Annotated in this window: 20 protein-coding genes and 2 pseudogenes; 11 read left to right on the forward strand and 11 right to left on the reverse strand. The window is 63.3% G+C overall.

The window, feature by feature from the left end; translation table 11 throughout:
* Positions 1 to 10: 10 nt before the first annotated feature.
* Together V1279_RS07700 and V1279_RS07705 are read right to left on the reverse strand one after the other, a co-directional pair.
* Complete coding sequence (locus V1279_RS07700; RefSeq protein WP_334434032.1) at positions 11 to 835, reverse strand: GNAT family N-acetyltransferase; 825 nt, start codon at positions 833 to 835, stop codon at positions 11 to 13.
* Positions 822 to 1,052: a hypothetical protein gene (locus V1279_RS07705; protein ID WP_334434034.1), complete on the reverse strand. Its 231-nt coding sequence runs from the start codon at positions 1,050 to 1,052 to the stop codon at positions 822 to 824. The genes V1279_RS07700 and V1279_RS07705 overlap by 14 nt, the downstream gene beginning before the upstream one ends.
* Positions 1,053 to 1,062: 10 nt before the next feature.
* Here V1279_RS07705 and V1279_RS07710 point away from each other — a divergent pair, with 10 nt between their 5' ends.
* Positions 1,063 to 1,560 carry a hypothetical protein gene (locus V1279_RS07710; protein WP_334434036.1) on the forward strand — a complete coding sequence of 166 codons (498 nt, stop codon included), beginning with the start codon at positions 1,063 to 1,065 and terminating at the stop codon, positions 1,558 to 1,560.
* Positions 1,561 to 1,601: 41 nt separating this feature from the next.
* Entirely contained in the window at positions 1,602 to 3,548 is a 1,947-nt protein-coding gene (locus V1279_RS07715) for an alkyl/aryl-sulfatase (RefSeq protein ID WP_334434038.1), read from the forward strand.
* A gap of 152 nt (positions 3,549 to 3,700) precedes the next feature.
* On the opposite strand, the gene V1279_RS07720 is transcribed toward V1279_RS07715, so the two are convergent.
* Positions 3,701 to 4,771, reverse strand: coding sequence for a glycosyltransferase family 4 protein (locus V1279_RS07720; protein WP_334434041.1), 1,071 nt, complete (start codon positions 4,769 to 4,771; stop codon positions 3,701 to 3,703).
* Positions 4,772 to 5,074: 303 nt separating this feature from the next.
* Between V1279_RS07720 and V1279_RS07725 the strand changes: the two genes are divergently transcribed.
* The 4 genes from V1279_RS07725 (at position 5,075) to V1279_RS07740 (ending at position 11,081) form a co-directional block, all read left to right on the forward strand.
* On the forward strand, positions 5,075 to 6,838 hold the full coding sequence (locus tag V1279_RS07725) for an ABC transporter ATP-binding protein (protein ID WP_334434043.1): 1,764 nt from the start codon (positions 5,075 to 5,077) through the stop codon (positions 6,836 to 6,838).
* Positions 6,839 to 6,904: 66 nt separating this feature from the next.
* A complete protein-coding gene (locus tag V1279_RS07730) occupies positions 6,905 to 9,103 on the forward strand; it encodes an amylo-alpha-1,6-glucosidase (RefSeq protein ID WP_334434045.1) in 2,199 nt (732 codons plus the stop codon).
* 42 nt (positions 9,104 to 9,145) lie between these two features.
* The gene (locus V1279_RS07735; protein WP_334434047.1) at positions 9,146 to 9,631 is read left to right on the forward strand and encodes a PRC-barrel domain-containing protein; all 486 of its coding nucleotides are present in this window, start codon (positions 9,146 to 9,148) and stop codon (positions 9,629 to 9,631) included.
* A gap of 220 nt (positions 9,632 to 9,851) precedes the next feature.
* Positions 9,852 to 11,081, forward strand: a complete 1,230-nt coding sequence (locus tag V1279_RS07740; RefSeq protein ID WP_334446255.1) for an MFS transporter — start codon at positions 9,852 to 9,854, stop codon at positions 11,079 to 11,081.
* On the opposite strand, the gene V1279_RS07745 is transcribed toward V1279_RS07740, so the two are convergent.
* Together V1279_RS07745 and V1279_RS07750 are read right to left on the reverse strand one after the other, a co-directional pair.
* On the reverse strand, positions 11,053 to 12,243 hold the full coding sequence (locus V1279_RS07745; protein ID WP_442894739.1) for an MFS transporter: 1,191 nt from the start codon (positions 12,241 to 12,243) through the stop codon (positions 11,053 to 11,055). The genes V1279_RS07740 and V1279_RS07745 overlap by 29 nt on opposite strands.
* Before the next feature lie 158 nt (positions 12,244 to 12,401).
* Positions 12,402 to 12,836 carry a cupin domain-containing protein gene (locus V1279_RS07750; RefSeq protein ID WP_442894878.1) on the reverse strand — a complete coding sequence of 145 codons (435 nt, stop codon included), beginning with the start codon at positions 12,834 to 12,836 and terminating at the stop codon, positions 12,402 to 12,404.
* Positions 12,837 to 13,174: 338 nt separating this feature from the next.
* Between V1279_RS07750 and V1279_RS07755 the strand changes: the two genes are divergently transcribed.
* Together V1279_RS07755 and V1279_RS07760 are read left to right on the forward strand one after the other, a co-directional pair.
* Complete coding sequence (locus V1279_RS07755; protein ID WP_334434053.1) at positions 13,175 to 13,459, forward strand: hypothetical protein; 285 nt, start codon at positions 13,175 to 13,177, stop codon at positions 13,457 to 13,459.
* Between the two features lie 68 nt (positions 13,460 to 13,527).
* Positions 13,528 to 14,261 (forward strand): annotated as a pseudogene (locus tag V1279_RS07760) (peroxiredoxin-like family protein).
* A gap of 29 nt (positions 14,262 to 14,290) precedes the next feature.
* On the opposite strand, the gene V1279_RS07765 reads toward V1279_RS07760, so the two are convergent.
* From V1279_RS07765 to V1279_RS07785, 5 genes and pseudogenes are all read right to left on the reverse strand, one after another.
* Complete coding sequence (locus V1279_RS07765) at positions 14,291 to 14,806, reverse strand: hypothetical protein (RefSeq protein ID WP_334434055.1); 516 nt, start codon at positions 14,804 to 14,806, stop codon at positions 14,291 to 14,293.
* Positions 14,807 to 14,888: 82 nt separating this feature from the next.
* Positions 14,889 to 15,459, reverse strand: a pseudogene (locus tag V1279_RS07770) (NuoB/complex I 20 kDa subunit family protein).
* Positions 15,460 to 15,689: 230 nt separating this feature from the next.
* Positions 15,690 to 16,016: an antibiotic biosynthesis monooxygenase family protein gene (locus V1279_RS07775; RefSeq protein WP_334434057.1), complete on the reverse strand. Its 327-nt coding sequence runs from the start codon at positions 16,014 to 16,016 to the stop codon at positions 15,690 to 15,692.
* A 274-nt stretch (positions 16,017 to 16,290) separates the two neighbouring features.
* Entirely contained in the window at positions 16,291 to 17,010 is a 720-nt protein-coding gene (locus V1279_RS07780) for a DUF899 family protein (protein WP_334434059.1), read from the reverse strand.
* A gap of 101 nt (positions 17,011 to 17,111) precedes the next feature.
* A complete protein-coding gene (locus tag V1279_RS07785; protein ID WP_334434061.1) occupies positions 17,112 to 18,014 on the reverse strand; it encodes a LysR family transcriptional regulator in 903 nt (300 codons plus the stop codon).
* A 186-nt stretch (positions 18,015 to 18,200) separates the two neighbouring features.
* On the opposite strand from V1279_RS07785, the gene V1279_RS07790 reads away from it, so the two are divergent.
* Together V1279_RS07790 and V1279_RS07795 are read left to right on the forward strand one after the other, a co-directional pair.
* Positions 18,201 to 19,025, forward strand: a complete 825-nt coding sequence (locus V1279_RS07790) for a 3-hydroxybutyrate dehydrogenase (protein WP_334434063.1) — start codon at positions 18,201 to 18,203, stop codon at positions 19,023 to 19,025.
* 27 nt (positions 19,026 to 19,052) lie between these two features.
* Positions 19,053 to 20,216, forward strand: coding sequence for a patatin-like phospholipase family protein (locus V1279_RS07795; protein WP_334434065.1), 1,164 nt, complete (start codon positions 19,053 to 19,055; stop codon positions 20,214 to 20,216).
* 7 nt (positions 20,217 to 20,223) lie between these two features.
* On the opposite strand, the gene glgA is transcribed toward V1279_RS07795, so the two are convergent.
* Positions 20,224 to 21,651, reverse strand: coding sequence for a glycogen synthase GlgA (glgA, locus tag V1279_RS07800; RefSeq protein WP_334434067.1), 1,428 nt, complete (start codon positions 21,649 to 21,651; stop codon positions 20,224 to 20,226).
* Between the two features lie 185 nt (positions 21,652 to 21,836).
* Here glgA and V1279_RS07805 point away from each other — a divergent pair, with 185 nt between their 5' ends.
* Positions 21,837 to 23,042 carry a CaiB/BaiF CoA transferase family protein gene (locus tag V1279_RS07805; RefSeq protein ID WP_334434069.1) on the forward strand — a complete coding sequence of 402 codons (1,206 nt, stop codon included), beginning with the start codon at positions 21,837 to 21,839 and terminating at the stop codon, positions 23,040 to 23,042.
* The last annotated feature ends 136 nt before the right edge of the window (positions 23,043 to 23,178 follow it).

Genomic DNA, 23,178 nt, shown 5'->3' on the forward strand with positions numbered 1-23,178 from the left:
GCTGCTATTCCTATCCAAATTCCGGTCCTGCGACGGCGAACGGCAATTCCGCCGACAGCATGGTGGCGCGGCCGAAGCGCATGCGCTGAAACGGCCGCTCGATGTTCCAGCCTGACCGGATGAGGCCGTTCAGAAATTCGTCCTGCGAGTGAACGGCGTCGATCAGCCAGGAGCCGGGCTCGGTGCCAACGACGGCATCTACCAACGCCAGCGCTTGATCGGGACGGTCGGCCAGCACGGGACCGATATGCCGCGCGGTGCGTCCATCCCGGATCAGGGCCATCGCCTGGGCACAGGACACAACGTGTGAGCCGGACCGCGCGGCGAATTCCGACAGCAATGTGCTGCGGTCGAATCCCATGGCGCCGGCATCGCGCACGACCAATGCCTCGATGTTGCCGGCCGAAAGCTGCCGTGTCGCTTTGGCTTCCGGGGGCTTTGGCAGCCGCAGCCGACGCAATTGCAGCGTCGGGGTGAAGCCGAGGGGACCGTAGACGGATGTGCCAGCCGGCGTAGCGTCCAGCCAGGTCGTCAGGCCGCGCCGTGTCGCCACTCCGAGGCAGGCATCGACCAGCCTCCTCGCAATGCCGCGGCGGCGAAAGTCTGCGGTTACCAGCACCATGCTGATCCAGGCATTGGCCGCCGAGTAGGGCAGCAGCGCAGCAGTCGCCACCAATCTGGCGCCGTCCCTCATGCCGAACACGATTCCCTTGCTCAGGAAGAAGCGCCAGTCGGCCTCGTTCTGGTTCCAGCCCGCTTCGGTCGACAGCACCAGCCCGGCCTGCGCGTCGCCAACGCCGAGTTCGACAATGTCGACAGGTTCAGTAGCGGCCATCGCGCACCTCGTATTTGGTGGGCTTGCCGAGGCTCGGCATCGACCGCGACGCCCAGTCGGCGGTCCAACTGATGAGTTGCTCGGTATTGACGATCGGCAGGCCGAATAGTTTCACCGCCTGCGAGGTGTCGGTGAGCCATGCCGTCGGCTCCTCCTTGCCGACGATCACAGGCGCGCGGCCGAAACGCTGGCCGAATTTCGCGGCGAGATCGCGCACGGCGTGAATCTTGTGGCCACTGACATTGATCGGCGATGTCGGCGTGTCGCAATGCGCGAGGCAGCGCAGCGGCCGGGGCGGCGTCAAGCTGTCGGACCATTGGGCCGAGGGCATGCGCACCAAGCACGGCATCCACGTTCATGGCTTTCCAAACGCGTTCTTCGTCCAGCCGACGCAGGGCGCCAATCTCATCTCCAACGTGCCGCACAATCTGACCGAAGCCGCAAAGACGATCGCGCTGCTGGTCCGGCATGCACAGGCGAACGGCTTCAAGGAGATCGAAGTCACCAGGGAAGCCGAGGACCGCTGGGTCGAACTGCTGCTCACCGGTGCCGGCCGGATGATAGGCTCGCCTGACTGCACACCCGGCTACTACAACAATGAAGGACGCGAGCCGGGACCGGCGGCCAAGCTCAATGTCGGCCATCCCGCAGGGCCGCTGGCCTACTTCAAATATATCGACGGATGGCGCAACAGCGGCCAGTTCGAGGGACTGCAGTTCCGCTGACGCCGTTCCGATTTTTTGTTTGCGCGAGGGAGTACACAACAATGAGCCAATCAGCCACGACGGAAACCCGCAAGGAATCGCCGAAGGAGGCTTCCGCCTCCATCATCGCGCAGCATGCGGCGACGCTGAAGGCGCTGCCGTTCTCCGACGTCAGAGATTTCGACGACGCCGCGCGGGGCTTTCTCGGCACCGTGGAGAACGCCAAGATCACGTCGCCACAGGGCAGGGTGGTCTGGAGCCTCGAGCCGTATGGCTTCCTTTCGGCGGAACAAGCGCCGCCCACGGTCGACCCCAGCCTGTGGCGGCAGTCGCGGCTCAACATGCACCACGGCCTGTTCGAGGTGGTGCCCGGCGTCTACCAGGTGCGCGGCCTCGACATCGCCAACATGACGCTGATCGAGGGCGACAGCGGCGTCATCGTGGTGGATACGCTGACCTCGATCGAGGGCGCGCGGGCCGCGATGGACCTTTACGGCCAGCACCGGGGCAAGCGGCCGGTCGCCGCCGTCATCTTCACCCATACCCATACCGACCATTGGGGCGGCGCGCGCGGTGTGCTCGATGACGAGACGCTCGCGGGCGGCAAGGTGCCGATCATCGCGCCCAATCTGTTCATGGAACACGCGGTCTCCGAAAACATCATCGCGGGGCCGGCGATGCTGCGCCGTGCGATGTACCAGTTCGGGCCGCTGCTGGCGAAGGGCGTACGCGGGCAGGTTGATTGCGGGCTCGGCAAGACCATGGCGGCGGGTGCGGTCGCGCTGCTGCGTCCGACCGACCTCATCATCGCGACCGGTGACAAGCGAACCATCGACGGCGTGGAATTCGAATTCCAGATGGCTCCGAACAGCGAAGCGCCGGCGGAAATGCATTTCTTCATCCCGCGCTACAGGCTTTTGAACCTTGCGGAGAACTGCACGCACAATTTCCACAATCTGCTGCCGTTCCGCGGCGCCGATGTGCGCGACGCGCTGGCGTGGTCAAAGTATCTCGGCGAAGCCCTGCAGATGTGGGGCGGCAAGGCGGATGCGATGTGCGGCCAGCATCATTGGCCGGTGTGGGGGCAGGAGCGGATCGACACCATGATCCGCCAGCAGCGCGACCTCTACAAGTTCGCGCATGACCAGACCATCCGCCTGATGAATCATGGACTCACCGCAACCGAAATCGCGGAGGCCATCCGTTTGCCGGCGAGCCTGGAGGGTGCCTGGCACGGCCGCGGCTATTACGGCCACATCCGGCATAACGTGAAGGCGATCTACCAAAAGTATCTCGGCTGGTACGACGCCAATCCCGTCAACCTCGATCCGCTGCCGCCCGTCGGGTCGGGCAAAAAATATGTCGAGTATATGGGCGGTGCGGACGCGATCCTCGCGCGGGCGGCCAAGGATTTTGCCAAGGGCGAATTCCGCTTCATCGCGCAAGCCGTGAGCCATCTGGTGTTTGCCGATCCCGACAACCAGGCGGCGCGCGCGATGCTGGCCGACACCTTCGAGCAGCTTGGTTACGCCTCGGAGAGTTCGACCTGGCGCAACGCCTATCTGTTCGGCGCGCAGGAATTGCGACAGGGCATGCCCAAGGTGCCGCCGCGTTCATCGATGCCGCGCGAAACGCTGGCTGCGCTGCGCACCGAACAGCTATGGGACGTGCTCGGCGTGCGCCTCAACGGCCCCAAGGCCGAAGGCAAGCGTATCGTGCTGAACTGGAATTTCACCGACACCAATGAGACCTTCATTCTCAATCTGGAAAACTGCGCGCTGACCTATACGGCCGGCGCGCAGGCGGCCGATGCCGACGCCAGCTTCACTTTGCCGCGCGGCGTGCTCGACGAAGTGATTGCAAAGCTGACGACCTTCCAGGAAGCAATCGGCTCCGGCAAGATCAGGGTCAGCGGAAATGCTATGCGGCTCGGCGAGTTGATGATGCTGATGGATGAATTCCCGCGGATGTTCGAGATCGTCGAGCCGAAACGGACAATGGTGAGCTGAGAGTAGGAGTAGATCGTCATGCCCGGGCAAAAGCGCGAAGCGCGTCTTCGCGCTAGATGTCCCGGGCATCCACGTCTCTCTCTTTGTGAAGGCAAAGACGTGGATGGCCGGGACAAGCCCGGCCATGACGGTGAGTGTGGTAGCGCCGTCAGCTACTCCGCGCTGCTGACGAGCTTGATCCGCGGCTCGGCTTCCTCCATCAGGCCGCGATAGGCGGCAAGATAGTCGAGCGCCATGCGGCGCGCGGTGAAGCGGACCTCGAACTGCTTGCGGATGGCGGCGCGGTCCAGCGCGGCAAGACGGTCGACCACCGCAACCGCGCTGGTCTCGTCTTCCACGACGAAGCCGGTGAGTCCGGGGTCGATGATCTCCGGGACCGATCCGCGGTTATAGGCAATCACAGGCGTGCCGCAGGCCAGGGATTCGATCATCACGAGGCCGAACGGCTCCGGCCAGTCGATCGGGACCAACAGGCCGATCGCGCCGCTGAGAAAATCGGATTTCTCGCGGTCACTGATCTCGCCGATATATTCGACCAGCGGGTTGGCCTTGATGAGCGGGGAGATCAACTCATCGTAATAGTCCTGGTCGGCGCGGTCGACCTTGGCCGCGATCTTGAGCGGAATCCCGCATCTTGTGGCGATCCGGATGGCGCGATCCACGCCCTTTTCCGGCGCGATGCGCCCGAGCACGGCGAGATAAGACGGCCGCACCGGCTGCGGCGTCAGCAAGTTCTCCGGCAATCCGTGGTGAATGGTGCGCACCCAGTGGGCCTGCGGCACCGGCCGGCGCTGCGCATTGGAGATCGAGATCACCGGAACCTTGGAGAAGGTGCTGAATACCGGCTGATGCTCCGGCAGGTCGAGCCTGCCGTGGAGGGTGGTCAGGAACGGCGTCGGCTGCCGGTAGAACAGCGAGAATGGATAGTAGTCGAGATGAAAGTGCAGAAAATCGAACTCCTCATCGTCGCATTTCTGCCGCACGCGCTCCAGCATCACCATATGCAGCGCATTGGGATCCCGCACCGAGCCGTCGAGGCGCAGCGCCTTCGGCCACGTTGCGTCGAGTTTTGCCGAGGTGCGTGAATCGCCGCTGGCAAACAGCGTGACGTCATGCCCCAATGCCACAAGTTCCTCGGTCAGCCAGTGCACCACCCGCTCGGTGCCGCCGTACAGTTTGGGGGGGACAGCCTCCGTGAGCGGGGCGACCTGCGCGATGCGCATATTTGCATCTCCTGTTTAGAATGGTGGTTGAACAAAGCCCTCGGCCCACGATCGACACGGGCGTGTCATTGGCTGGAACGTTCCCGTATCTGCGAAGTTCCCTTTATCAGCACATCTTGCTTCTTCCACACGGCTGTCTTGCTGATGCCATCTGACACAAACAGATTTACAGCCGTCTCGATGCTGCAGAATTGTTGCGCAGTGATGGCCACGCGCGCGGAAACCCGAAGCGGCATTCTTCACGTCATCGTGTGCGAAACCCGGTAGGGATTCTCGTTCACTCTCAACAGGTTTGCGGAGCTCATGGACAATCTTTCAGGGTATGTGCGACGGCCGTTTCCATTCGTGCTGCGCTATCTGCGCCGGCGCCGCGCGGCCCACGTGGTCATCGTGTCTGCCGTCGTTGCAGCGGTTGCCTGCTCGGTGGGCACGCAATACGGCGTGAAGAATCTGGTCGACAGCCTGACGGCCGGTGCGTCGCACGCGAGCAGCGTATGGCTGGCATTCGCTTTTCTCATGTCGCTGATCGCGGCGGATAATCTGCTGTGGCGGGTGGCAAGCTGGACGGCGAGCTTCACCTTCGTCGGCGTCACCGGCGATCTCCGCCGCGATATGTTCCGCCATCTGACCGGTCACGCCCCCAGCTATTTCTCCGACCGGCTGCCGGGCATGCTGACCAGCCGCATCACCGCGACTTCCAACGCGGTGTTCACCGTTGAAAACATGTTTGTCTGGAACGTGTTGCCGCCGTGCATCGCGACCGTCTCGGCTATACTCCTGATAGGGACCGTCAGCCTGGCGATGTCCGCGGGGCTGATCGTCATCGCGGGTATCATGCTGATGGCGATGTTCCACCTCGCCGCGGCGGGCAAGCCGCTGCACGACGATTTTGCCGACAAGGCGGCTGCGGTGGACGGCGAGATGGTCGACGTTATCAGCAACCTGCCGCTGGTCCGCGCATTCTGCGGCCTCAGCTACGAACACGACCGCTTCGACGCCACCGTCGAGCGGGAACTCGACGCCCGTGGACGCAGCCTGCGCTATCTTGAGAAGCTGCGGCTTCTTCACGCTGTCGTGACAATCCTGCTGACGATCGCGCTGCTGGCGTGGGTCATTACGCTCTGGCAGCGGGGCGGGGCGACTACTGGCGACGTCGTGCTGGTCTGCACGCTCGGGCTTTCGATCCTGAGCGCGACACGCGACCTTGCAGTGGCGTTGGTCGACGTGACCCAGCACGTCGCGCGCCTGACCGAAGCGATCGCGACCTTGCTGCTGCCGCACGAGTTGAAGGATCATCCTGAGGCTGAGCCGCTGGTCCGCAGCGGCGCCGCCGTCGGCTTCAACAACGTCGCGTTCCACTATCCCGGCGGCGTTCAGGTGTTCGAGAAGTTCAACCTGCGCATTCAGCCCGGGCAGCGGGTCGGACTGGTCGGCCATTCCGGCGGTGGAAAATCCAGCCTGTTCGCGCTGCTGCAGCGGTTCTACGACATCCAGCACGGCAGCATCACGATCGACGGCCAGGACATCGCGCGGGTGACGCAGCAAAGCCTGCGCGAGGCGATCTCGGTGGTGCCACAGGATATCTCGCTGTTCCACCGCTCGATCATGGAAAACATCCGCTACGGACGGCCGAACGCGACCGACGACGAGGTGCTGCGCGCGGCGATTGCGGCGCGTTGCGATTTCATCGAAAATCTCCCCGAGGGCATGGCGACCATGGTCGGCGATCGCGGTATCAAGGTCTCCGGCGGGCAGCGGCAGCGGATCGCCATCGCGCGCGCCTTCCTGAAGGATGCGCCGATCCTGTTGCTGGACGAAGCGACCGCGGCGCTCGACAGCGAATCCGAAGAGGCGATCCGCGAGGCGTTGTCACGGCTGATGCGCGGGCGTACCGTGATCGCCATCGCCCATCGTCTCGCCACCTTGCGCAATTTCGACCGCGTGGTGGTACTGCAGGGCGGGCGGATCATCGAGGATGGACCGCCGGATATTCTCGTGCAGGGGAGGGGACCCTACCGCGAGTTGGTCGCGCGCGAAATGGGCCGTCTCGCCAGCCATGCGGCCTGATCTGCGGCAGTAGCGTTTGCGTCCCGATGCGTCCATCACAACGCAAGGAAATCGCTTGAGGTCCAGATGACAGCCGAAGTCACCCAACTGATCGCCATCGAGGCTGCCGAACACGTCGCGGAATCGTCGTTCTACATCCCGATGACGGGCCCGGCGACGCGACCGCGCTGCACACTCAAGCACGACGACACCTTCATCGTGCTGGACAGCCATGGCGATATCGGGGCCTCTGCCGGCGGACCCGACGGTCTGTTCAACGCTGATACGCGTTATCTCGCCCGGCTGGAGATGGTGCTCGACGAAGTCCAGCCGCTGCTGCTCGGCACCAATCTGCGCGACGACAATTCGGCCTTGACCGTCGACCTCACCAATTCCGACGTTTACCGCAACGGCAGGCTGGCCTTGCAGAAGGACACGCTGCACATCGTGCGCTCGATTTTCCTGTGGCGCGGCACGGCCTACCAGCGCATCGCTCTGCAAAATCACGGTGACCGGCCGGCGAGCTTCGACCTGACACTGCTGTTCGACAATGATTTCGCCGATTTGTTCGAGGTGCGCGGCGAGCGCCGGCCGCGCCGGGGAATAGGCTCCAGCCGGTTGCTCGGCCCCGCCGATGTCGTGCTGGAATATAGCGGGCTCGACGGCCAGACCCGCATTACCGCCCTGCATTTCGAGCCGCGGCCGACACGGCTCGCCGTCCACTCGGCGACCTATCATTTCGAGCTGGCGCCAAAGGAAGTGATCGCATTGTTCGTCGCGGTGTCCTGCAACAAGCCGATCATGCAGAAGCCGGTGCCGTTCTTCCGCGGCCTGCTGGCGCACCGTCGCGAGATGCGGCGCTTGACGAGCGGCGCAGCCAGCATCGAGACGTCGAACGATATCTTCAACGAGGTGCTGTGTCAGGCGATGGCCGACCTCAACATGCTGATGACGGAAACGCCGCAGGGGCGGTACCCTTATGCGGGCATTCCCTGGTATTCGACCACGTTCGGCCGCGACGGATTGATCACCGCGCTGCAAATGCTGTGGGTCGATCCGCGTATTGCCCAGGGCGTGCTGCGGCGGCTCGCTTTCTTCCAGGCCAAGACCACAGATCCGCTGGCCGATGCCGAGCCCGGCAAGATCCTGCACGAGATGCGCGGCGGCGAGATGGCGGCGCTGCGCGAGGTGCCGTTCGCGCAGTATTACGGCAGCGTCGATTCGACCTCGCTGTTCGTTCTGCTGGCTGGTCTTTATGTCGAGCGCACCGGCGACGAGGCAACGCTGGCCGAGCTGTGGCCGGCGATCGAGGCGGCGTTGCAATGGATCGACGGTCCCGGCGATCCCGACAAGGACGGATTCGTCGAATACCAGCGCGCCACCGAGCAGGGGCTTGCCAACCAGGGCTGGAAGGATTCCTTCGACGCGATCTTTCATGCCGATGGGCAACTCGCCGAAGGCTATATCGCGCTGGCGGAGGTTCAGGGATATGTCTTTGCCGGCAAGCGGCTGGCGGCGCGCGGTGCCCGGCGGCTGGGATTGATCGATCAGGCGGCAAAGCTCGAATCCGAAGCCCTGCTCCTTGCCGAGCGCTTCGAAGAGGCGTTCTGGTGCGAGGAACTCGGCACCTATGCGGTGGCGCTCGACGGCGCCAAGCGGCCGTGCAAGGTGCGAACCTCGAATGCCGGCCAGCTTCTCTTCACCGGCATCGTTCGAACCGATCGTGCGCGGCGGGTCGCGGCCGATCTGATGAGCCACAAATTCTTTTCGGGATGGGGCATCCGCACCGTTGCGCGCGGCGAAGCCCGTTACAACCCGATGTCCTATCACGATGGATCGATCTGGCCGCACGACAATGCGCTGATCGCGCTCGGCTTCGCGCGCTATGGCCTGAAGCATTCGGTGGCGCATCTGTTCAAGGCGCTGTTCGACGCCGCGAGCTACATGGACCTGCGGCGGCTGCCGGAATTGTTCTGCGGATTCCGACGCGAGAGGCGGCGCGGACCGGTGCTCTATCCCGTCGCCTGCGCGCCGCAGGCCTGGGCCAGTGCGACGCCCTTCACCCTGCTGGAAGCGGCGCTCGGTCTAGAATTCGATGCCGCGCGCGGCGAGATCAGGCTTCGCGATCCGCGCCTGCCGGAATTCCTCAACGAGGTGCTGTTGCGCGATCTGCGGCTCGGGCCTTCCAGCGTCGACTTGAGGGTTCGCCGTCACGGCGATGAAGTATCGCTCGAGGTCGTGCGAACCCGCGGCCATATTCAGGTGTCGATCGTATTGACGCATTAGGAGCCATGCGCGGCTCATGCGACTAAAAGTCAGGAGGGCCACATGCGCATTGGTATTCTCATTCTGCTTCTGATCGCGGGACTCGCCGGCAGCCCGGCGGCTTCTGCGGCAGAGGACACCGGAGCGACGCAGGGTAGCCGCCCCGCTCCGCCGGATGCCGCCAAGGAGGCCGCGCCGCCGCCCTCGGTGACCGTCATCGGCGCCAGGGATGCCCACGGCATCCTCGGCCGCGAGGTCCGTAGCGCGGCGAATGAAGACATGGGGCGCGTCGTCGATGTGATCGTGGACCGCGAGGGCACCGTGCGCGCCGCCGTTATCGATTTCGGTGGTTTTCTCGGCGTCGGAAGCCGGAAGATCGTCGTCGACTGGGGCGCGCTGGGTTTTTGGCGCGTGGCCAACAAGCGTGACAGCATCACGCTCGAGCTGAACAAGGCCCAGGTGGCGGCGGCGCCCGAATACAAGGAGGGCGCGCCGGTCATCGTTCTCGGTGCGGCCGGCCGGTTGCAGCCGTGGGATGTCGATCACTAACGCGTTTTCGAGCGAAGTGGAGGCCGGTTCGCGTCAAGAAAACGCGTCAAAACTAGAGTCTAGAGCGTGATTTGGAAAGTAGGTCCTCGGGACAAACGCGCAGCGTTTGCCCGGAGATCATGCTCAAGTAAGGAGGAGCAGCCTGGTCGTGCGTCCGTCCCAATCGTTCGACCGGATTGACGACGATCGCCACGGGCGATCCGCCGGTAAAGGTAGTGTTGTGCCGCCCCCGCCCGCACCCGGCACCAGGCCGAAGCCCTCGCGCGAAAGCCAACGCGGCCTCGACTGGTTCATCTTCTTTCTCGCCGACGTTCAGACCGGCTTCGGTCCGTTCGTTGCGGTCTATCTGACCACGCAGAAATGGACGCAGGTCGAGATCGGCTTCGTGCTGTCGATCGGGGGCATCATCGGCCTGCTCGGACAGATGCCGGGCGGCGCTATCGTCGATGCTGCGCGCTCTGAGCGGCTGGTGGCCGGTCTGGCGGTCGCGACCATCGGCTGCGCTGCGCTGGCCTATGCGTTATGGCCGATCTTTCCGGTGGTGACTGCGGCGGCGACGCTGCATGCACTGGCGAGCTGCGTGCTGGGTCCGGCGATCGCGGCGATCAGTCTTGGCCTGGTGGGGCCGTTCGCGATCGGGGAGCGGCTCGGACGCAACGCCCGCTTCGCTTCGCTCGGCAACGGCTCGGCGGCGGCGCTGATGGGTGCGACCGGTTACCTGTTGTCGAGCCAGGCGGTGTTTCTCGTGACCTTCCTTCTGGCAATCCCCACACTGCTGGCGCTCTCCCGGATTCGCGGGCAGGAGATCGACGTGGCGCAAAGCCACGGCGCCGTTGTGCGGGAGGTTCCCGATGAAGAGGCCACCAGCGTATTCCACCTCCTGCGCCAACGTCCGCTGCTGATCTTTGCAGGCGGCGTGCTGCTGTTTCAGCTCGCGAATGCGGCCATGCTGCCGCTGATGGCAGGCGTCGTCACCACGCGGTCGAGCCAATGGGCGCCGGTGCTGATTGCGGCCTGCATCATCGTGCCGCAAGCCATTGTCGCGTTGGCCTCGCCCTCGGTCGGGCGCAAGGCGCAGGCGTGGGGGAGGCGGCCGCTACTGCTGCTGGCGTTCGGCGCGTTGGCGATCCGCGGGCTGCTGTTTGCGGTCGTCAGGGATCCCTATCTCCTGGTCGCGGTGCAGGTGTTCGATGGTATCACTGCCGCAGTGCTCAGCGTAATGGTGCCGCTGATCGTGGCCGATGTCGCCTTCGGAAGCGGCCACTTCAACCTGGCGCTGGGCATCGTCGGAACCGCGACCGGTATTGGCGCGTCGCTGAGCACAGTGCTGGCCGGCTATATCAGCGATACCTTTGGCAGCAGTGTTGCCTTTACCGGGCTGGCCGGGATCGCAGCGCTTGGCCTCACGGTGATCTGGCTGTTCATGCCCGAGACCCGGCGGACCGAGTGAGCGTGAGTCGCGCGGTCAATAGCGCCGCAATCGCCAGCGATGCGCCGACGCCAGCGACGCAGGCGGTCCATCCGAAGCGGTCGAACAATTGGCCGAGCACGGCGCTGCCGACGAGGCCGCCGAGAAAATAGCAGGCGAGGTAGGTTCCGCTGGCAATGCCGCGGTTGTCGCGGGCCGCCTGTCCGACGAAGCCGGTCGCGCAGGCCTGTGCGAAGAACGTGCCGATGCCGACCAGCACCATGCCGGTCAGCACCGCGGGCAGATGCGAAGACAGCATCAGGGGTAGGCCCACAGCGGCGACCGCAAGCGCGCCCCAGATCGCCGGCCGCGTGCCGAAGCGCGCCACCGCCCTGCCGGCGAACAATGTCGTGATTACGGATGGCGCGAACACGAAATAGACAAAGCCGAGATCCATCCGCCCGAGCGACAGCGGCGCGCGCACCAGCACGAAATTGACGAAGGTGAACGTGCCGATAAAGGCGAACAGGATGCAGAAGCCGATGGCAAAGGCCGATCTCAGCGCCGGGTTGCGCCAATGCTCGACCGTGGCAGAAAACGGCGATTGCGCATTGGGCGTCGCGTGCATCGGCTTGACGCGCTGGATGGTGAAGTAGACCAGCACCGCGCCGGCGAGATTGAGCAGCGCGAAGAAATAGAAGTTCGAGGCCAGTCCGAGCGTATCGACGACTGCGGCCGACACCAGCCGTCCAATCAGATTGCTGGCGACGTTGCCGGTGATGTAGGCCGCGAACGCGCCGCCTGCATCCATCTGATTGCATTGGTCGCCGAGATAGGCCAGCGTCAGCGCAAAGGCCGAGGCCATGCAGAGGCCCTGCGCAATGCGCAGGACCGTGAACACGGTGAGATCGGGGGCGCTCGCCAGCAGCGTGGTGGGGATCGCGAGCAGGATCAGGCTTGCGAGAATGCCGAACCGGCGGTCGATGTGCGGGCTCAAGAAACCGACCACGAGCCCCGCGACCGCCATGCCCATGGTGCTGGCGTTGACCGCAAAGCCCATGGCGGCGGGGGTTACGTTGTAATGCCGGGTCAGCGAGGGCAGGATCGCCTGCGTGGCGAACAGATCAACCACCGTCAGGAACGCTGTGAGGCCGATGACGAGGGATCGCAGCACGACGCCGGGTGAATGACCATGCATTTCCATTGCGTGTGATTTTATCTGCGCCGGCATGTCGGTCGTGGCGCTTCTCAATGCTGTTCTTGAGAAAGAAGGATGTGACGCCTGGGCGTGTGGGGCGACACGTGGGATCCCAGGGCGTCACATCCGGCAACGAGACGTCGGGTGGCGCTCGTTACAGCTCCTTACATGTGCTTGTCGTGCGGATCCTTGCGGACATCGCCGACATAGAGAATGACGGTCTCCTTGCCGAGGTTCTTCCACCAGTGTGAGGTACCGGCGACTTCCGGCCTGATCTCGCCGGCCTTGTGCACGATCGGATCGACGCAGTTGCTGGCATATTCGACGATCTCGCCTTGCTGGACGAAGATCAGCGCGGGACGGTCGTCATGGCTGTGCCAGGGCACGATGCCGCCGGGCTCGATCGTCAGCTTGCGGAAGCGCAGCTCGCGATCCCTGATGTTGGCCGGCTGCTTTTCGAGGTTGATCGAGCCAAGCGTGACGTCGGTGACGCCGACCGGCTTGTAGTCGACCATCGGGCGGACGTTGGGCTGCATCTTGCCGGCCGGGCATTCGCCCGCGATGGCGGTCGAGGTGGTCGCAACCGAACCTGCAATCATTGCGGCAAGCGCGAAGCCTTGCCAGATGGTGCGTGACGCGACGTTGGAGTTGGGCATGTCGTGGTCTCCTCTTCAGGTTTTGCGGCCCCGAACGATCCGGCCGGCTACGTCCACGACAATCATTGAATTCGCGTGGGGGAGGAAATGCCGGTTGGCTCTTAAGTCCATAGCGTCGCGCTATGTGCTCTGAAGTCGATACGGCGGGCTATTGGCAGGCTCTCATTACGTCGCGGCTATCGAACCGATTGTGCAACGGCATTTCTCATTCGGCTCAGGCGACCCTCTGATGGCACAGCGCTCGATTGGCGGGCGTCATTTCCATTGTTGAGGAACCTCCCATGAACATTGTTTCCAAGACCCTCATAGCCGCCGCGGCGTTCGCCGCCATTGCCACCACGGCCTTCTCGCAAGTTCCCTGGGAATTCAATCCGGGCATGGCCTACATCTATGCCGGCCCCGGAAAAATGTCGGCGATGGCCATGGCGGCGGCGCCCAAGAATCACGATGCGATGATGAAGAACGCCAGGAAGGTGCCGAGCAATACCGTGTTCTTCATGGACAAGGGCCAGCTCTACTCGACCTCGGGCATGCTCGACCCGACCGGTAACTTCTATCTGCCCTGAGCCTTTAGGTGCTGAAGCGTTTGGGTCGCCCTTGCGGGGCGGCCCGGACCGGAAAATAATGCTGATATATGCCGGAGCACACCATGACGACAACGCTATCATCAGCCAATGCCGAACGTCTCAAGCAGGCGTTTCAGCAATGCCGTGACATGGAAGGCAGCTTGCGCGATCAGCTCGAGGCCTACGCCGCGGCGGGGCGGGAGATCTTTCCGGCCTATGGCGAAGCCGTCGATCGGCTCGTGGCGCGGCTCAATGAGAACGGCGGCGGTGAAAATGCGCCAAGGCCGGGCGAGGCGATGCCGCCGTTCCTGCTGTCGGATGAGACCGGCCGGCTGGTCAGCCTGAAATCACTGACCGACCACGGCCCGGTCGCCGTGATGTTCTATCGCGGCCATTGGTGCCCTTATTGCCGGCTGAATGTGCGGGCGGTGATCCAGGCCCAGCACCGGATCAAGGCGTTGGGTGCGCAAGCCGTTGCGATCATGCCGGAGACGCAGGCCTATGCCGAGAAATTCAAGTCCGAGGCGGAAGCGCCTTTCCCTGTCCTGACCGACCTCGACAATGGCTACGCGCTGTCGCTCAACCTTGCGATCTGGCTCGGCACCGAAATCCAGCGGTTGCTTCATACCAGGACATGGCGAGCTTCCAGGGCAATGACGGCTGGGTGTTGCCGATCCCGGCGACCTTCGTGGTCGGCCGCGACGGATTGGTGAAGGCCCGCTTCGTCGATCCGGATTTCCGCAAGCGCATGGAAATCGACGATCTGATCGCCGCGCTGAAGAGCGCGAGCGAAGAACGGTAGCCAGGACTCTTGCCGCCTTCGGACTGTGCTTAGCGGGAGGCGCGCTTGCGTTTCGCCGTCTGGGCCTTGCGTATATTGCGTGCCTGTGCCCGCCGCATGGCCGGCGTCGGCTTGGCGCGCTCGGGCACATTGGGCCGATCCGCTGCCTTGAAGCGGTCACCGGAAAGATGGCGCGGCGGTGTGCCGAGAAGTTTCAGAATCTTTCGTGCATCCGCAGTATCCGGCACCAGACGAGCACCGACGCGATGGGCATGTTCCTTGCTGATCAACCATTTCTGCGTATCCCAGGAGCCGCTCCCGCGCTTGCCAGCGACCCGCTCGATCCCGGCTTTCTTCCCTACATCCTGAGTGCGGAACGTCTTGAATTGGCGCCGCGGCCGTACCTCGATATGGAAGAAACTGCCGCCGCTGCGTGCTCCGGGCTTTGCGCGGCCGCGCCCCTCGGGCTGAGCCCGTGCATGGGCTCGGTCCGACATGCCACGCCATGCCGTGCGCGCCTTGCGAACGTTCTTTTTCGCTGCAGCGCTTTGCTTTGCCGTTACCATCGTATGCTCCTCAGTGCTGGTTCCGACATAGTGTCAACACGAGGGGCTATGGCAAGGTTCCCGCCTTCCTGGCGATCGAAAGTCAACGCTCGATGGTACCCGAACGCCTGATCTTCTTCTGCAACAACATCATCTCCGTACAGCAGCGCTTCGGCGGTCGGCGGGCAGCCTGGAACATAGATATCGACCGGAACGATCCGGTCGCAGCCGCGCACGACCGAGTACGAATAGTGGTAATAGCCGCCGCCATTGGCGCACGAACCCATCGAAATCACATAGCGAGGTTCGGGCATCTGGTCATAAACCTTGCGGAGCGCCGGGGCCATCTTGTTGCATAACGTACCGGCAACGATCATCACATCCGACTGGCGTGGACTGGCACGAGGCGCAAATCCAAACCGCTCGGCGTCATAGCGGGGCATCGCCATCTGCATCATTTCGATCGCGCAGCAAGCGAGGCCGAATGTCATCCACATTAACGAACCACTGCGGGCCCACGTGATCAGGTCGTCGGCGGCGGCGATGAAAAAGCCTTTATCGCTTAGCTCGCTGTTCAACCCCGCAAAAAAGTAGTCGTCACTCATGGGACGGCCGGTCCCCGGATCCAGAATTCCGCTTCCGGAAGGCGTGATCAATGGTCGGGAATGTTGCATGTGGTTGTTCCAGCTTGGTCTGGCCAAGGCTGCAACCGCGTCCGGATTTGCCTCGTCCCTTCTGATGCTCGTCGGAACAGCACCGCGTTTGCTGCACCTCCTTCACGCTCCCAGGGGCTGGACTGGCTCGGCAGCCTTTCAATGTTCAACGCGACACTGTTCAACGCGGCAGCGCTTCCACCCGTTCCCATCGAGCGAGCCAAAAGGGCGTGGATCGGGAGCCGCGATGCTTACCGTCCACCGTCCATGACTGCAGAGACCTCGTACAGATGAGGATCGATCTCGCTCGTTATCTCGTCAAAATGGCCCCACCGCTTGCGAAATTCCGGCGATTGATGGGCTGATCGCAGCAGATCGCGATTCTGCCATTGCACGTAGTTGACGATGCGGCGGCCATCAAGACTGCGATGCAGGCTGATGGAGACGAAACCAGGCTGACTCGCCATGAAGCGGGCGCGCTCGGTCATGAGGGATAATGCCTCGGCCTGCTTCTCGGGCTCTGACTCGATGATCGTGATCTGGGTAACGGGCTGATTGTCGGTATGGATCTGCGGCATGGCTGATCTCCCTAGCCTAGGGATTTTCATTGATGTCATCGGGGTGCTGCGGCCGAAGCGGACGGTGAAATTTCGAATAGTGCTTCAGCCGTGGCGACCTCGCATCAACTATGGAAATTCCCGCAATGGGAGGGAGTTCCAGACGATCAGCCAAGGGCATCTGGATCAGCCCACTGTGCACCACGCCGCACTTTGCGGCGTGGTGTGCCGCTGATCCGTGACCCGCATGCTACGGCGATGGATCCCAGCTCTGCGGTGCACCGTCAAGCGTCGTTTAATCGTAGTTCACCTTTGGAAAGAAATCGCCACGGCCTTCAGGTGTCATGTCGAGAAGACCCCAGAGCGGGTCGGCGAGATCGCCAGCGCGATGGTGCTGGTTGGGAGCAGATGGGGCAAAGCTCATCTCCGAGCCCCAGAAGTGCCTGATCGCCCCGTTCTTCTTTCTGAAGACGTTGAAGATTGTTTCGTCCCAGTTGTCGCCGTCCGGAACTCGATGTTGCGTGCGCATTCCCTTGGAAAATTTTGACGTGTCACCAAAGTAGTCCGCGTCGTAGCTATTGCCTGCGGTCGAAAGCAGCGAGAGGTGTTCCCAGCCACGTTCGTGTGCCCAGGCGGCAAGACGCGCGATCGGTGATTTGGCGACGATGTGGAGCGCAGCGCGCTCGCCTATATGTCTCGCGGCGCCGTCTATCCCATCGAGCAAATGGGTGCAGCCCGGACACGGTAATTCGCGTTCGGGGCCGTACATGAAGCTGTACAGAATCAGCGTGTCATGTGGACCGAACAGCTCCGACATCTTCACTTTCTCCGGCATGCTGGTCTTGCCGATCCACTCGAAGACGTAGTCCTCGGGTGCCTCACCGCCCAGCGGCAGCGCGCGACGCTTCGCTGCAACGGCCTCAATCTGCGCCCGAAGCGCAATCTCGTCATCCAGAAGCGCGTTTCGGGCGGCCCGGTATTCGGCGCTTTCATTGGGGTAGTGGATATGCTCCATGGCTGCCCTCTCAGACGCTGAGGAACCTGTTCGAGATTAAACTCGCCTCGGAAACTAGAGTTCCCTCCACATTGTGATGAGGTCGGCTAGCGGGTTAACCCTCAGACGCCTGCGGACTTGCCGATGAATTGCTGCCAGTCGGCGCCGCGCAGCATTCGCATCACGGCAGATGCCACCGCAGTCCGTTCACGCCCGGCAACGCCATAGAGGTTCACGGTGCGACGCGCATCCAGCCCTTCGACGGTGGCACGCTTCAGCGTCGGCGGGATCGAGGAGGTGTCGGGCACCACGGCAACGCCGATATCGGCCTCCAGCAGTTCGATCAAATCGCGTTCGGAGGCGATCTCGTGGCTGCGATCGACGTCGAGCCCGTGCTCGCGAAGCGAACTGTTCACCCGCGCCACATGCTCGCAGTAGTTTCGTGACAGCAATTGCTCGGCGCGCAGATCGACGAAATCGATTTTCTCGCGGGCCGCCAGCGGATGGTTTTTGTTGACGACGAGTCGAAAGTTTTCCGTGAACAGTGGCCAGGTGTCGAGCCGGTCCCACTCCTCGCTGATTTCGGCGGCAATGCCGAGCTCGGCTTCACCCTTCCTGAGAAATTCCGCGACTTCGCAGGCGTTGCCGCGCAGAAAGCGAAACTCCAGACGATTGAACAGCCGCTTGATCTGGTCGAGATGCGGAATCAACAGCGACAGGTCGACGGAATGGGTCAGCGCGATCCTGAGCGCGCCGACTTCGCCGCTCTTGAAGGATGAGGCGAGCTCGCGCGCGCCGGTCGCCGCCTCGTAACACTGCTTGAGCAGCGGATGCATGCGCTGGCCGAGTTCGGTCAATTGCGCGGCGGGTCGCTCACGGCGAAACAGGTCGCCGCCGAGTTCGGCTTCCAGCTGCTTGATGGCCCGCGTCAGCGACGGCTGCGTGACGTTGCACTCGTCCGCGGCGCGCGTGAAGTTGAGTACACGCGCAACCGCGAGGAAGTAGCGAACCTGATGCATCTCCATGGTCGTGCCCCGGTCTATCGTGCAGCAAAGCTACCCGATTACGCCCCCGGATGGCCACCCAAACCGCCATAGCGTCAGCGTATGGTTTTGGAAGCCAAACGGCATTTCCTAAAAACCTGCCCGCCGCGCAAATTGAAGCGGAAATGGTCTCGTTACGACGCGGACCAGCCACACGAAAGGGCAGCCATGAATATCCAGCTCAAGACGCAAGGTTCTGCGGCTGTGCGGCCGCTGGCCGGCAGGGTCTCGCTTGTCACGGGTTCGACCAGTGGTATCGGGCTCGGGATTGCCCGCGCACTGGCGGAAGCCGGCTCGGCGGTGGTGCTGAACGGTTTTGGCATAGCGGCCGAGATCGCCAAAACCCGGGATCAGGTTGCCGCCGATTTCGGCGTCGAGGTCAGCTATTCCGCGGCCGATATGACGAGCCCGGAGGCGATCGCCGAGATGATCGCGGCCACCGTCGCCGGGCACGGCCGGCTCGACGTGCTCGTCAACAATGCCGGCATTCAATACGTCGCGCCGCTCGACCAGTTTCCGGTCGAGAAATGGAACGCGATCCTGGCGATCAATCTGTCGTCGGCGTTTCACACCACGCGGTTGGCGTTGCCGGCGATGCGCAAGAACAAGTTCGGGCGGATCATCAACATCGCGTCCGCGCACGGATTGGTCGGCTCGCCCTTCAAGGCGGCCTATGTTGCGGCCAAGCACGGCATCGTCGGTCTGACCAAGGTGGTGGCGCTGGAGACGGCGGAAGACGGCATCACCTGCAACGCGATCTGCCCGGGTTACGTCTATACGCCGCTGGTCGAGGCCCAGATCGACAGCCAGGCCAAGGCGCACGGCATTTCGCGCGAGCAGGTTATCCACGACGTGCTGCTGGCGCAGCAGCCCAACAAGCATTTTGCGGGCGTTGAGGAATTGGGCGCGCTGGCGGTCTTTCTCGCCAGCGACGCAGCGGCATCAATTACTGGGACTGCGTTGCCGGTCGATGGCGGCTGGACTGCGCACTAGCGCCACAAATATCCGAGGGAGCGTGACATGAAAGATATTCAGGACATCGCCTCTTCGCCGAACTTGAGATCGCTGGCCAGGTCCGAGCCTGGTCAGGTCGTGCTGGTGCTGCAGGGCGGCGGCGCGCTCGGCTCCTATCAGGCCGGCGTCTACCAGGCGCTGCACGAGGTCGGCATCGAGCCGGACTGGATCATTGGCACCTCGATCGGCGCCATCAACGCCAGCCTGATCGCCGGCAACTCGCCGCGGAACCGCTTGTCGCGCCTTCGCGAGTTCTGGAAGAAAATGGAACAGAATCCGGTCTGGAGCTTTCGCGACATCTTTCCGGGCTTCAACGAAAAGCTCTCTTACTGGTCGACGGTGACCAACGGCATTCCCGGTTTCTTCCGGCCCAACCCGCTGGCCCATGCCGGCGACAGCTATCCGCTCGGGGCAGACAATGCCGGCTATTACTCGACCTCGCCGCTGGAGCGGACGCTGACTGAGCTGGTCGATTTCAATCTGGTCAATCAATGCACGCCGCGCCTGACGGTCGGCGCTGCCCATGTCCGCACCAGCCAGATGCGCTATTTCGACAGCCGCGATGGCGAACTTGGCGTCAAGCACATCATGGCGTCGGGCGCGCTGCCGCCGGCCTTCCCGGCGGTCCGCATTGACGGCGAGCTTTATTGGGATGGCGGCATATTATCGAACACGCCGACAGAGGCCGTGTTCGATGACAATCCGCGCAAGAACTCGCTGATCTTCGCGGTGCATCTGTGGAATCCGTCCGGCGCCGAGCCGTCCACAATGGCGGAGGTGCTGAACCGGCACAAGGACGTGCAGTATTCTAGCCGGATCGCGAGCCACATTGCGCGGCAGCAGCAGGCGCATCGGCTGCGCCACGTCATCAACCAGCTCGCCGCACGCCTGCCGGAGTCCGAGCGCAACAGCGAGGCGGTGAGGGAACTGGCTGGTTATGGCTGCTCGACCCGGATGCATGTGGTGCGGCTGCTCGCCCCGCAGCTCAGCCGCGAGGACCACACCAAGGACATTGATTTCAGCCCGTCCGGCATCATGCAGCGGTGGGAGGCCGGTTACCGCCACACCAGGTCGGTGCTCGAAAACAAGCCCTGGGTCGGCGAGTTCGATCCGCTCTCCGGCGTCATCCTCCACGAGCAGATGGAGGTCATGCCGGAAGCGGCGGAGTAGCCGAAAGTCACGCGATGATGGAGGGGGCGATCGTCTTGCGATACAGCGAGCTGTAAAGGGCAGCCGACAGATCCCAGCTAAAGGACCGTGCCATGGCGCTGCGCCGCATCGCGTCGAGGCGATCCTTGGCGCGGAACGCATCGAACGCGCGTCTGACACCGCCGAGGAAGGACTCCGCTGACGGCTTCGGAAACAGGAATCCGGTTTCGCCGTCCTTGATGGTCTCCGCCAGCCCGCCGGTCTGGTGACCGATCGGCAGCGATCCGAACCGCTGCGCATACATCTGACTCAACCCGCACGGTTCGAACCGCGACGGCATCAGCGTGAAATCACTGCCGGCAAAAATTCGCCGCGCCTGGGCGTCGTTGAAGCCGATCACGACGCCTATCGCATCTGGCCTGCGGCGGTGCGCCTTGACCAGCGCCTGTTCGATCTGGGCCTCGCCGCTGCCGGTCACCACGATCTGCCCGCCCGCCTCGATGATTTCGTCGGCGGCAGACAGGACGAGGTCGATGCCCTTCTGGTGAACCAGGCGGGCGACAAGGCCGAACATCGGGCCGCGCGACACCGCGAGGCCAAACTGCTTACGGACGTAATCGGCATTCGCCTGCTTGCCGTCCCAGTCGCCGGGGGCAAAGGTCTGCGCCAGATGCGCGCAGGCGCTGGGATCCCAGCTTTCGTCGATGCCGTTCAAGATGCCGGTCAATTGCGCCGCGTTCGAGCGGCGCTGCAGCAGGCCCTCGAGCCCGCAGCCGAGCTCGCGCGTCGTGATCTCCTTCGCATAGGTGGCGCTGACGGTGGTCAGATGCGAGGCGTAGACGAGGCCGCCCTTGAGGAACGAGACATGGTCGTAGAACTCGAGCCCGTCGATGTGGAAGGAACTTTCGGGAGCCCCGATCCGGCGCAGCGAGTCCGGTGGGAATAGTCCCTGATAGGCGAGGTTGTGGATGGTCAGGATCGAGGGGAGCTTTGAGCCTCTCCATGCCAGATAGGCCGGCGCCAGCGCGGCCTGCCAGTCGTTGGCATGGACCAGGTCCGCTGCCCAATTCTTGTCCAGGGTGCCCGCGGCAAGTTCGGCGGCGGCGGATGCGAAGCGGCCGAACCTGACGTCGTTGTCCGGCCAGTCGCGCCCGGATTCGTCGCCATAGGGGTTGCCCGGCCGGTCGTAAAGCTGCGGGCAGAGCAGGACGTAAACCGGCAGGCCATCCTTGGTCGCTGACCGCCCGAGCGAGCAGGCCGGCATCTCGGCCAGAGAGGGGCATTCTCCAACGATTTCAATGTGGGTGAACTGTTCGATGATGTCCCGATAACCGGGCAGCATGACCCGGACGTCACTCCAGCGGCGCAGCGCCCGGGGCAGGGCGGCGGAAACGGCTGCGAGACCGCCCACCCGGACGAAGTCATCCATTTCAGTGGTGACGAACAAGACCTTCAAGTCAAGCGTCCTCGTACCTGCCGCAATGTTATTGATGCAAGAATAGGTCCAACTTCCTTACCGGTTACAACGCGCGCTGCGGGCCGTCGTTCCCAACCGAACTACTTCCCTGTCGACGCTGCACAATTTAGGGTCACGCCCGCCACCAAAACGAATGGCCGCAAAAGGCCGGGGAGTTTCACGCAATGACCATAGCCGGCAATGATCAGAGGAATTTGACAGGCAGCTTCGCAGGCCTGCGGGTCCTCGATTTCTCAACCACGATTGCCGGGCCTCACTGCACGCGCATGCTAGCCGATATGGGGGCGGAGGTCATCAAGATTGAAACGGAGGAAGGCGAGACGATGCGGACCCGTCCCCCGGTTCGCAATAGTTGTTCGACCGCCTTCGGCCAGCTCAATGTCGGCAAGAACAGCCTGGTTCTGGATTTGAAGTCGCCAAAAGGATTGGAGGCGGTCCGCCGGCTGGTCGCAACCGCTGATGTGCTGGTGGAGAATTTCCGTCCGGGCGTGATGCGGCGATTGAAGCTCGACCACGCCTCGCTGCATGAGGTCAACCCGAAGCTGATCTATTGCTCGATCTCGGGATACGGCCAGACCGGGCCGTCGGCCGAGCTGCCGGCCTATGCGCCGGTGATCCACGCGGCCTCGGGCTATGAGATGGCGCATCTGGCTTACCAGCCGGGACGAAGCCGGCCGGACTATTGCGGCATCTACCACGCCGACGTGCTCACCGGGGTCTATGCGTTCGGCGCCATCTCGGCGGCGCTGTATCAGCGCATGGCAACGGGGCAGGGCCAGCACATCGACGTCTCGATGCTGGAATCCATGCTGAGCCTGACGTTGAACGAACTGCAATGGTCGCAATTCGAGGTGAAGCCGACGCAGCGGCCAATGTTCGGCCCGATCGAGACGACGGACGGCTACGTGATGATGGCGATCGCCAGCGAGAAAACTTTTCAGAGCCTGATGCAGGTGATCGGCCATCCCGAATGGGTGAGCGATCCGCGCTTTGCGAAATATTCCGACCGCCGGGAGAACTGGACGAGCCTGATCGAAGGCGTGGAGGCGTGGTCGCGCACTGTCACGACCGAGCAGTGCCTCGCTGCGCTCAATGCGCACGGCGTTCCCTCATCGGCCTACCGCACCGTCGCCGAGGCGCTGCGCGATCCGCAGATCGCCCATCGCGGCGCGTTGGCCGAGGTCGAGGACGGCGGCGGCACCTTCAAGGTGCTCAATCTGCCGTTCCGTATGTCGGGCGCCAAAGTGTCGGCGGCGAGACGGATGTCGACGCTCGGCGAGCACACGCGTGCCTACCTGAAGGAGACCGGCCTGTCGGAGGATGAAATCGCAGCCTTTGCCGGCAAGGCGCAGGCCGCCGCGCACGGCTGACGGCGCGCTCCGCACAGCGAAACATGAACCTGCGGCGTTTCATCCGCGGGTTGCGAACGGCCTTGCCCGCGACGGCGATTCCAGACAATCTTGCCGCAGCGATCACGATCCGGAATGCCGGACGGATGACACATCG

The organism is Bradyrhizobium sp. AZCC 1610 (genome assembly GCF_036924515.1).
Classification (GTDB): Bacteria; Pseudomonadota; Alphaproteobacteria; order Rhizobiales; family Xanthobacteraceae; genus Bradyrhizobium.

Coding starts and splice junctions, on each gene's coding strand:
- V1279_RS07700 (WP_334434032.1), bottom strand. CDS start 835: ATGGCCGCTACTGAACCTGTCGACATTGTCGAACTCGGCGTTGGCGAC.
- V1279_RS07715 (WP_334434038.1), top strand. CDS start 1,602: ATGAGCCAATCAGCCACGACGGAAACCCGCAAGGAATCGCCGAAGGAG.
- V1279_RS07720 (WP_334434041.1), bottom strand. CDS start 4,771: ATGCGCATCGCGCAGGTCGCCCCGCTCACGGAGGCTGTCCCCCCCAAA.
- V1279_RS07725 (WP_334434043.1), top strand. CDS start 5,075: ATGGACAATCTTTCAGGGTATGTGCGACGGCCGTTTCCATTCGTGCTG.
- V1279_RS07730 (WP_334434045.1), top strand. CDS start 6,905: ATGACAGCCGAAGTCACCCAACTGATCGCCATCGAGGCTGCCGAACAC.
- V1279_RS07735 (WP_334434047.1), top strand. CDS start 9,146: ATGCGCATTGGTATTCTCATTCTGCTTCTGATCGCGGGACTCGCCGGC.
- V1279_RS07745 (WP_442894739.1), bottom strand. CDS start 12,243: ATGGAAATGCATGGTCATTCACCCGGCGTCGTGCTGCGATCCCTCGTC.
- V1279_RS07750 (WP_442894878.1), bottom strand. CDS start 12,836: ATGATTGCAGGTTCGGTTGCGACCACCTCGACCGCCATCGCGGGCGAA.
- V1279_RS07755 (WP_334434053.1), top strand. CDS start 13,175: ATGAACATTGTTTCCAAGACCCTCATAGCCGCCGCGGCGTTCGCCGCC.
- V1279_RS07765 (WP_334434055.1), bottom strand. CDS start 14,806: ATGGTAACGGCAAAGCAAAGCGCTGCAGCGAAAAAGAACGTTCGCAAG.
- V1279_RS07775 (WP_334434057.1), bottom strand. CDS start 16,016: ATGCCGCAGATCCATACCGACAATCAGCCCGTTACCCAGATCACGATC.
- V1279_RS07780 (WP_334434059.1), bottom strand. CDS start 17,010: ATGGAGCATATCCACTACCCCAATGAAAGCGCCGAATACCGGGCCGCC.
- V1279_RS07785 (WP_334434061.1), bottom strand. CDS start 18,014: ATGGAGATGCATCAGGTTCGCTACTTCCTCGCGGTTGCGCGTGTACTC.
- V1279_RS07790 (WP_334434063.1), top strand. CDS start 18,201: ATGAATATCCAGCTCAAGACGCAAGGTTCTGCGGCTGTGCGGCCGCTG.
- V1279_RS07795 (WP_334434065.1), top strand. CDS start 19,053: ATGAAAGATATTCAGGACATCGCCTCTTCGCCGAACTTGAGATCGCTG.
- V1279_RS07805 (WP_334434069.1), top strand. CDS start 21,837: ATGACCATAGCCGGCAATGATCAGAGGAATTTGACAGGCAGCTTCGCA.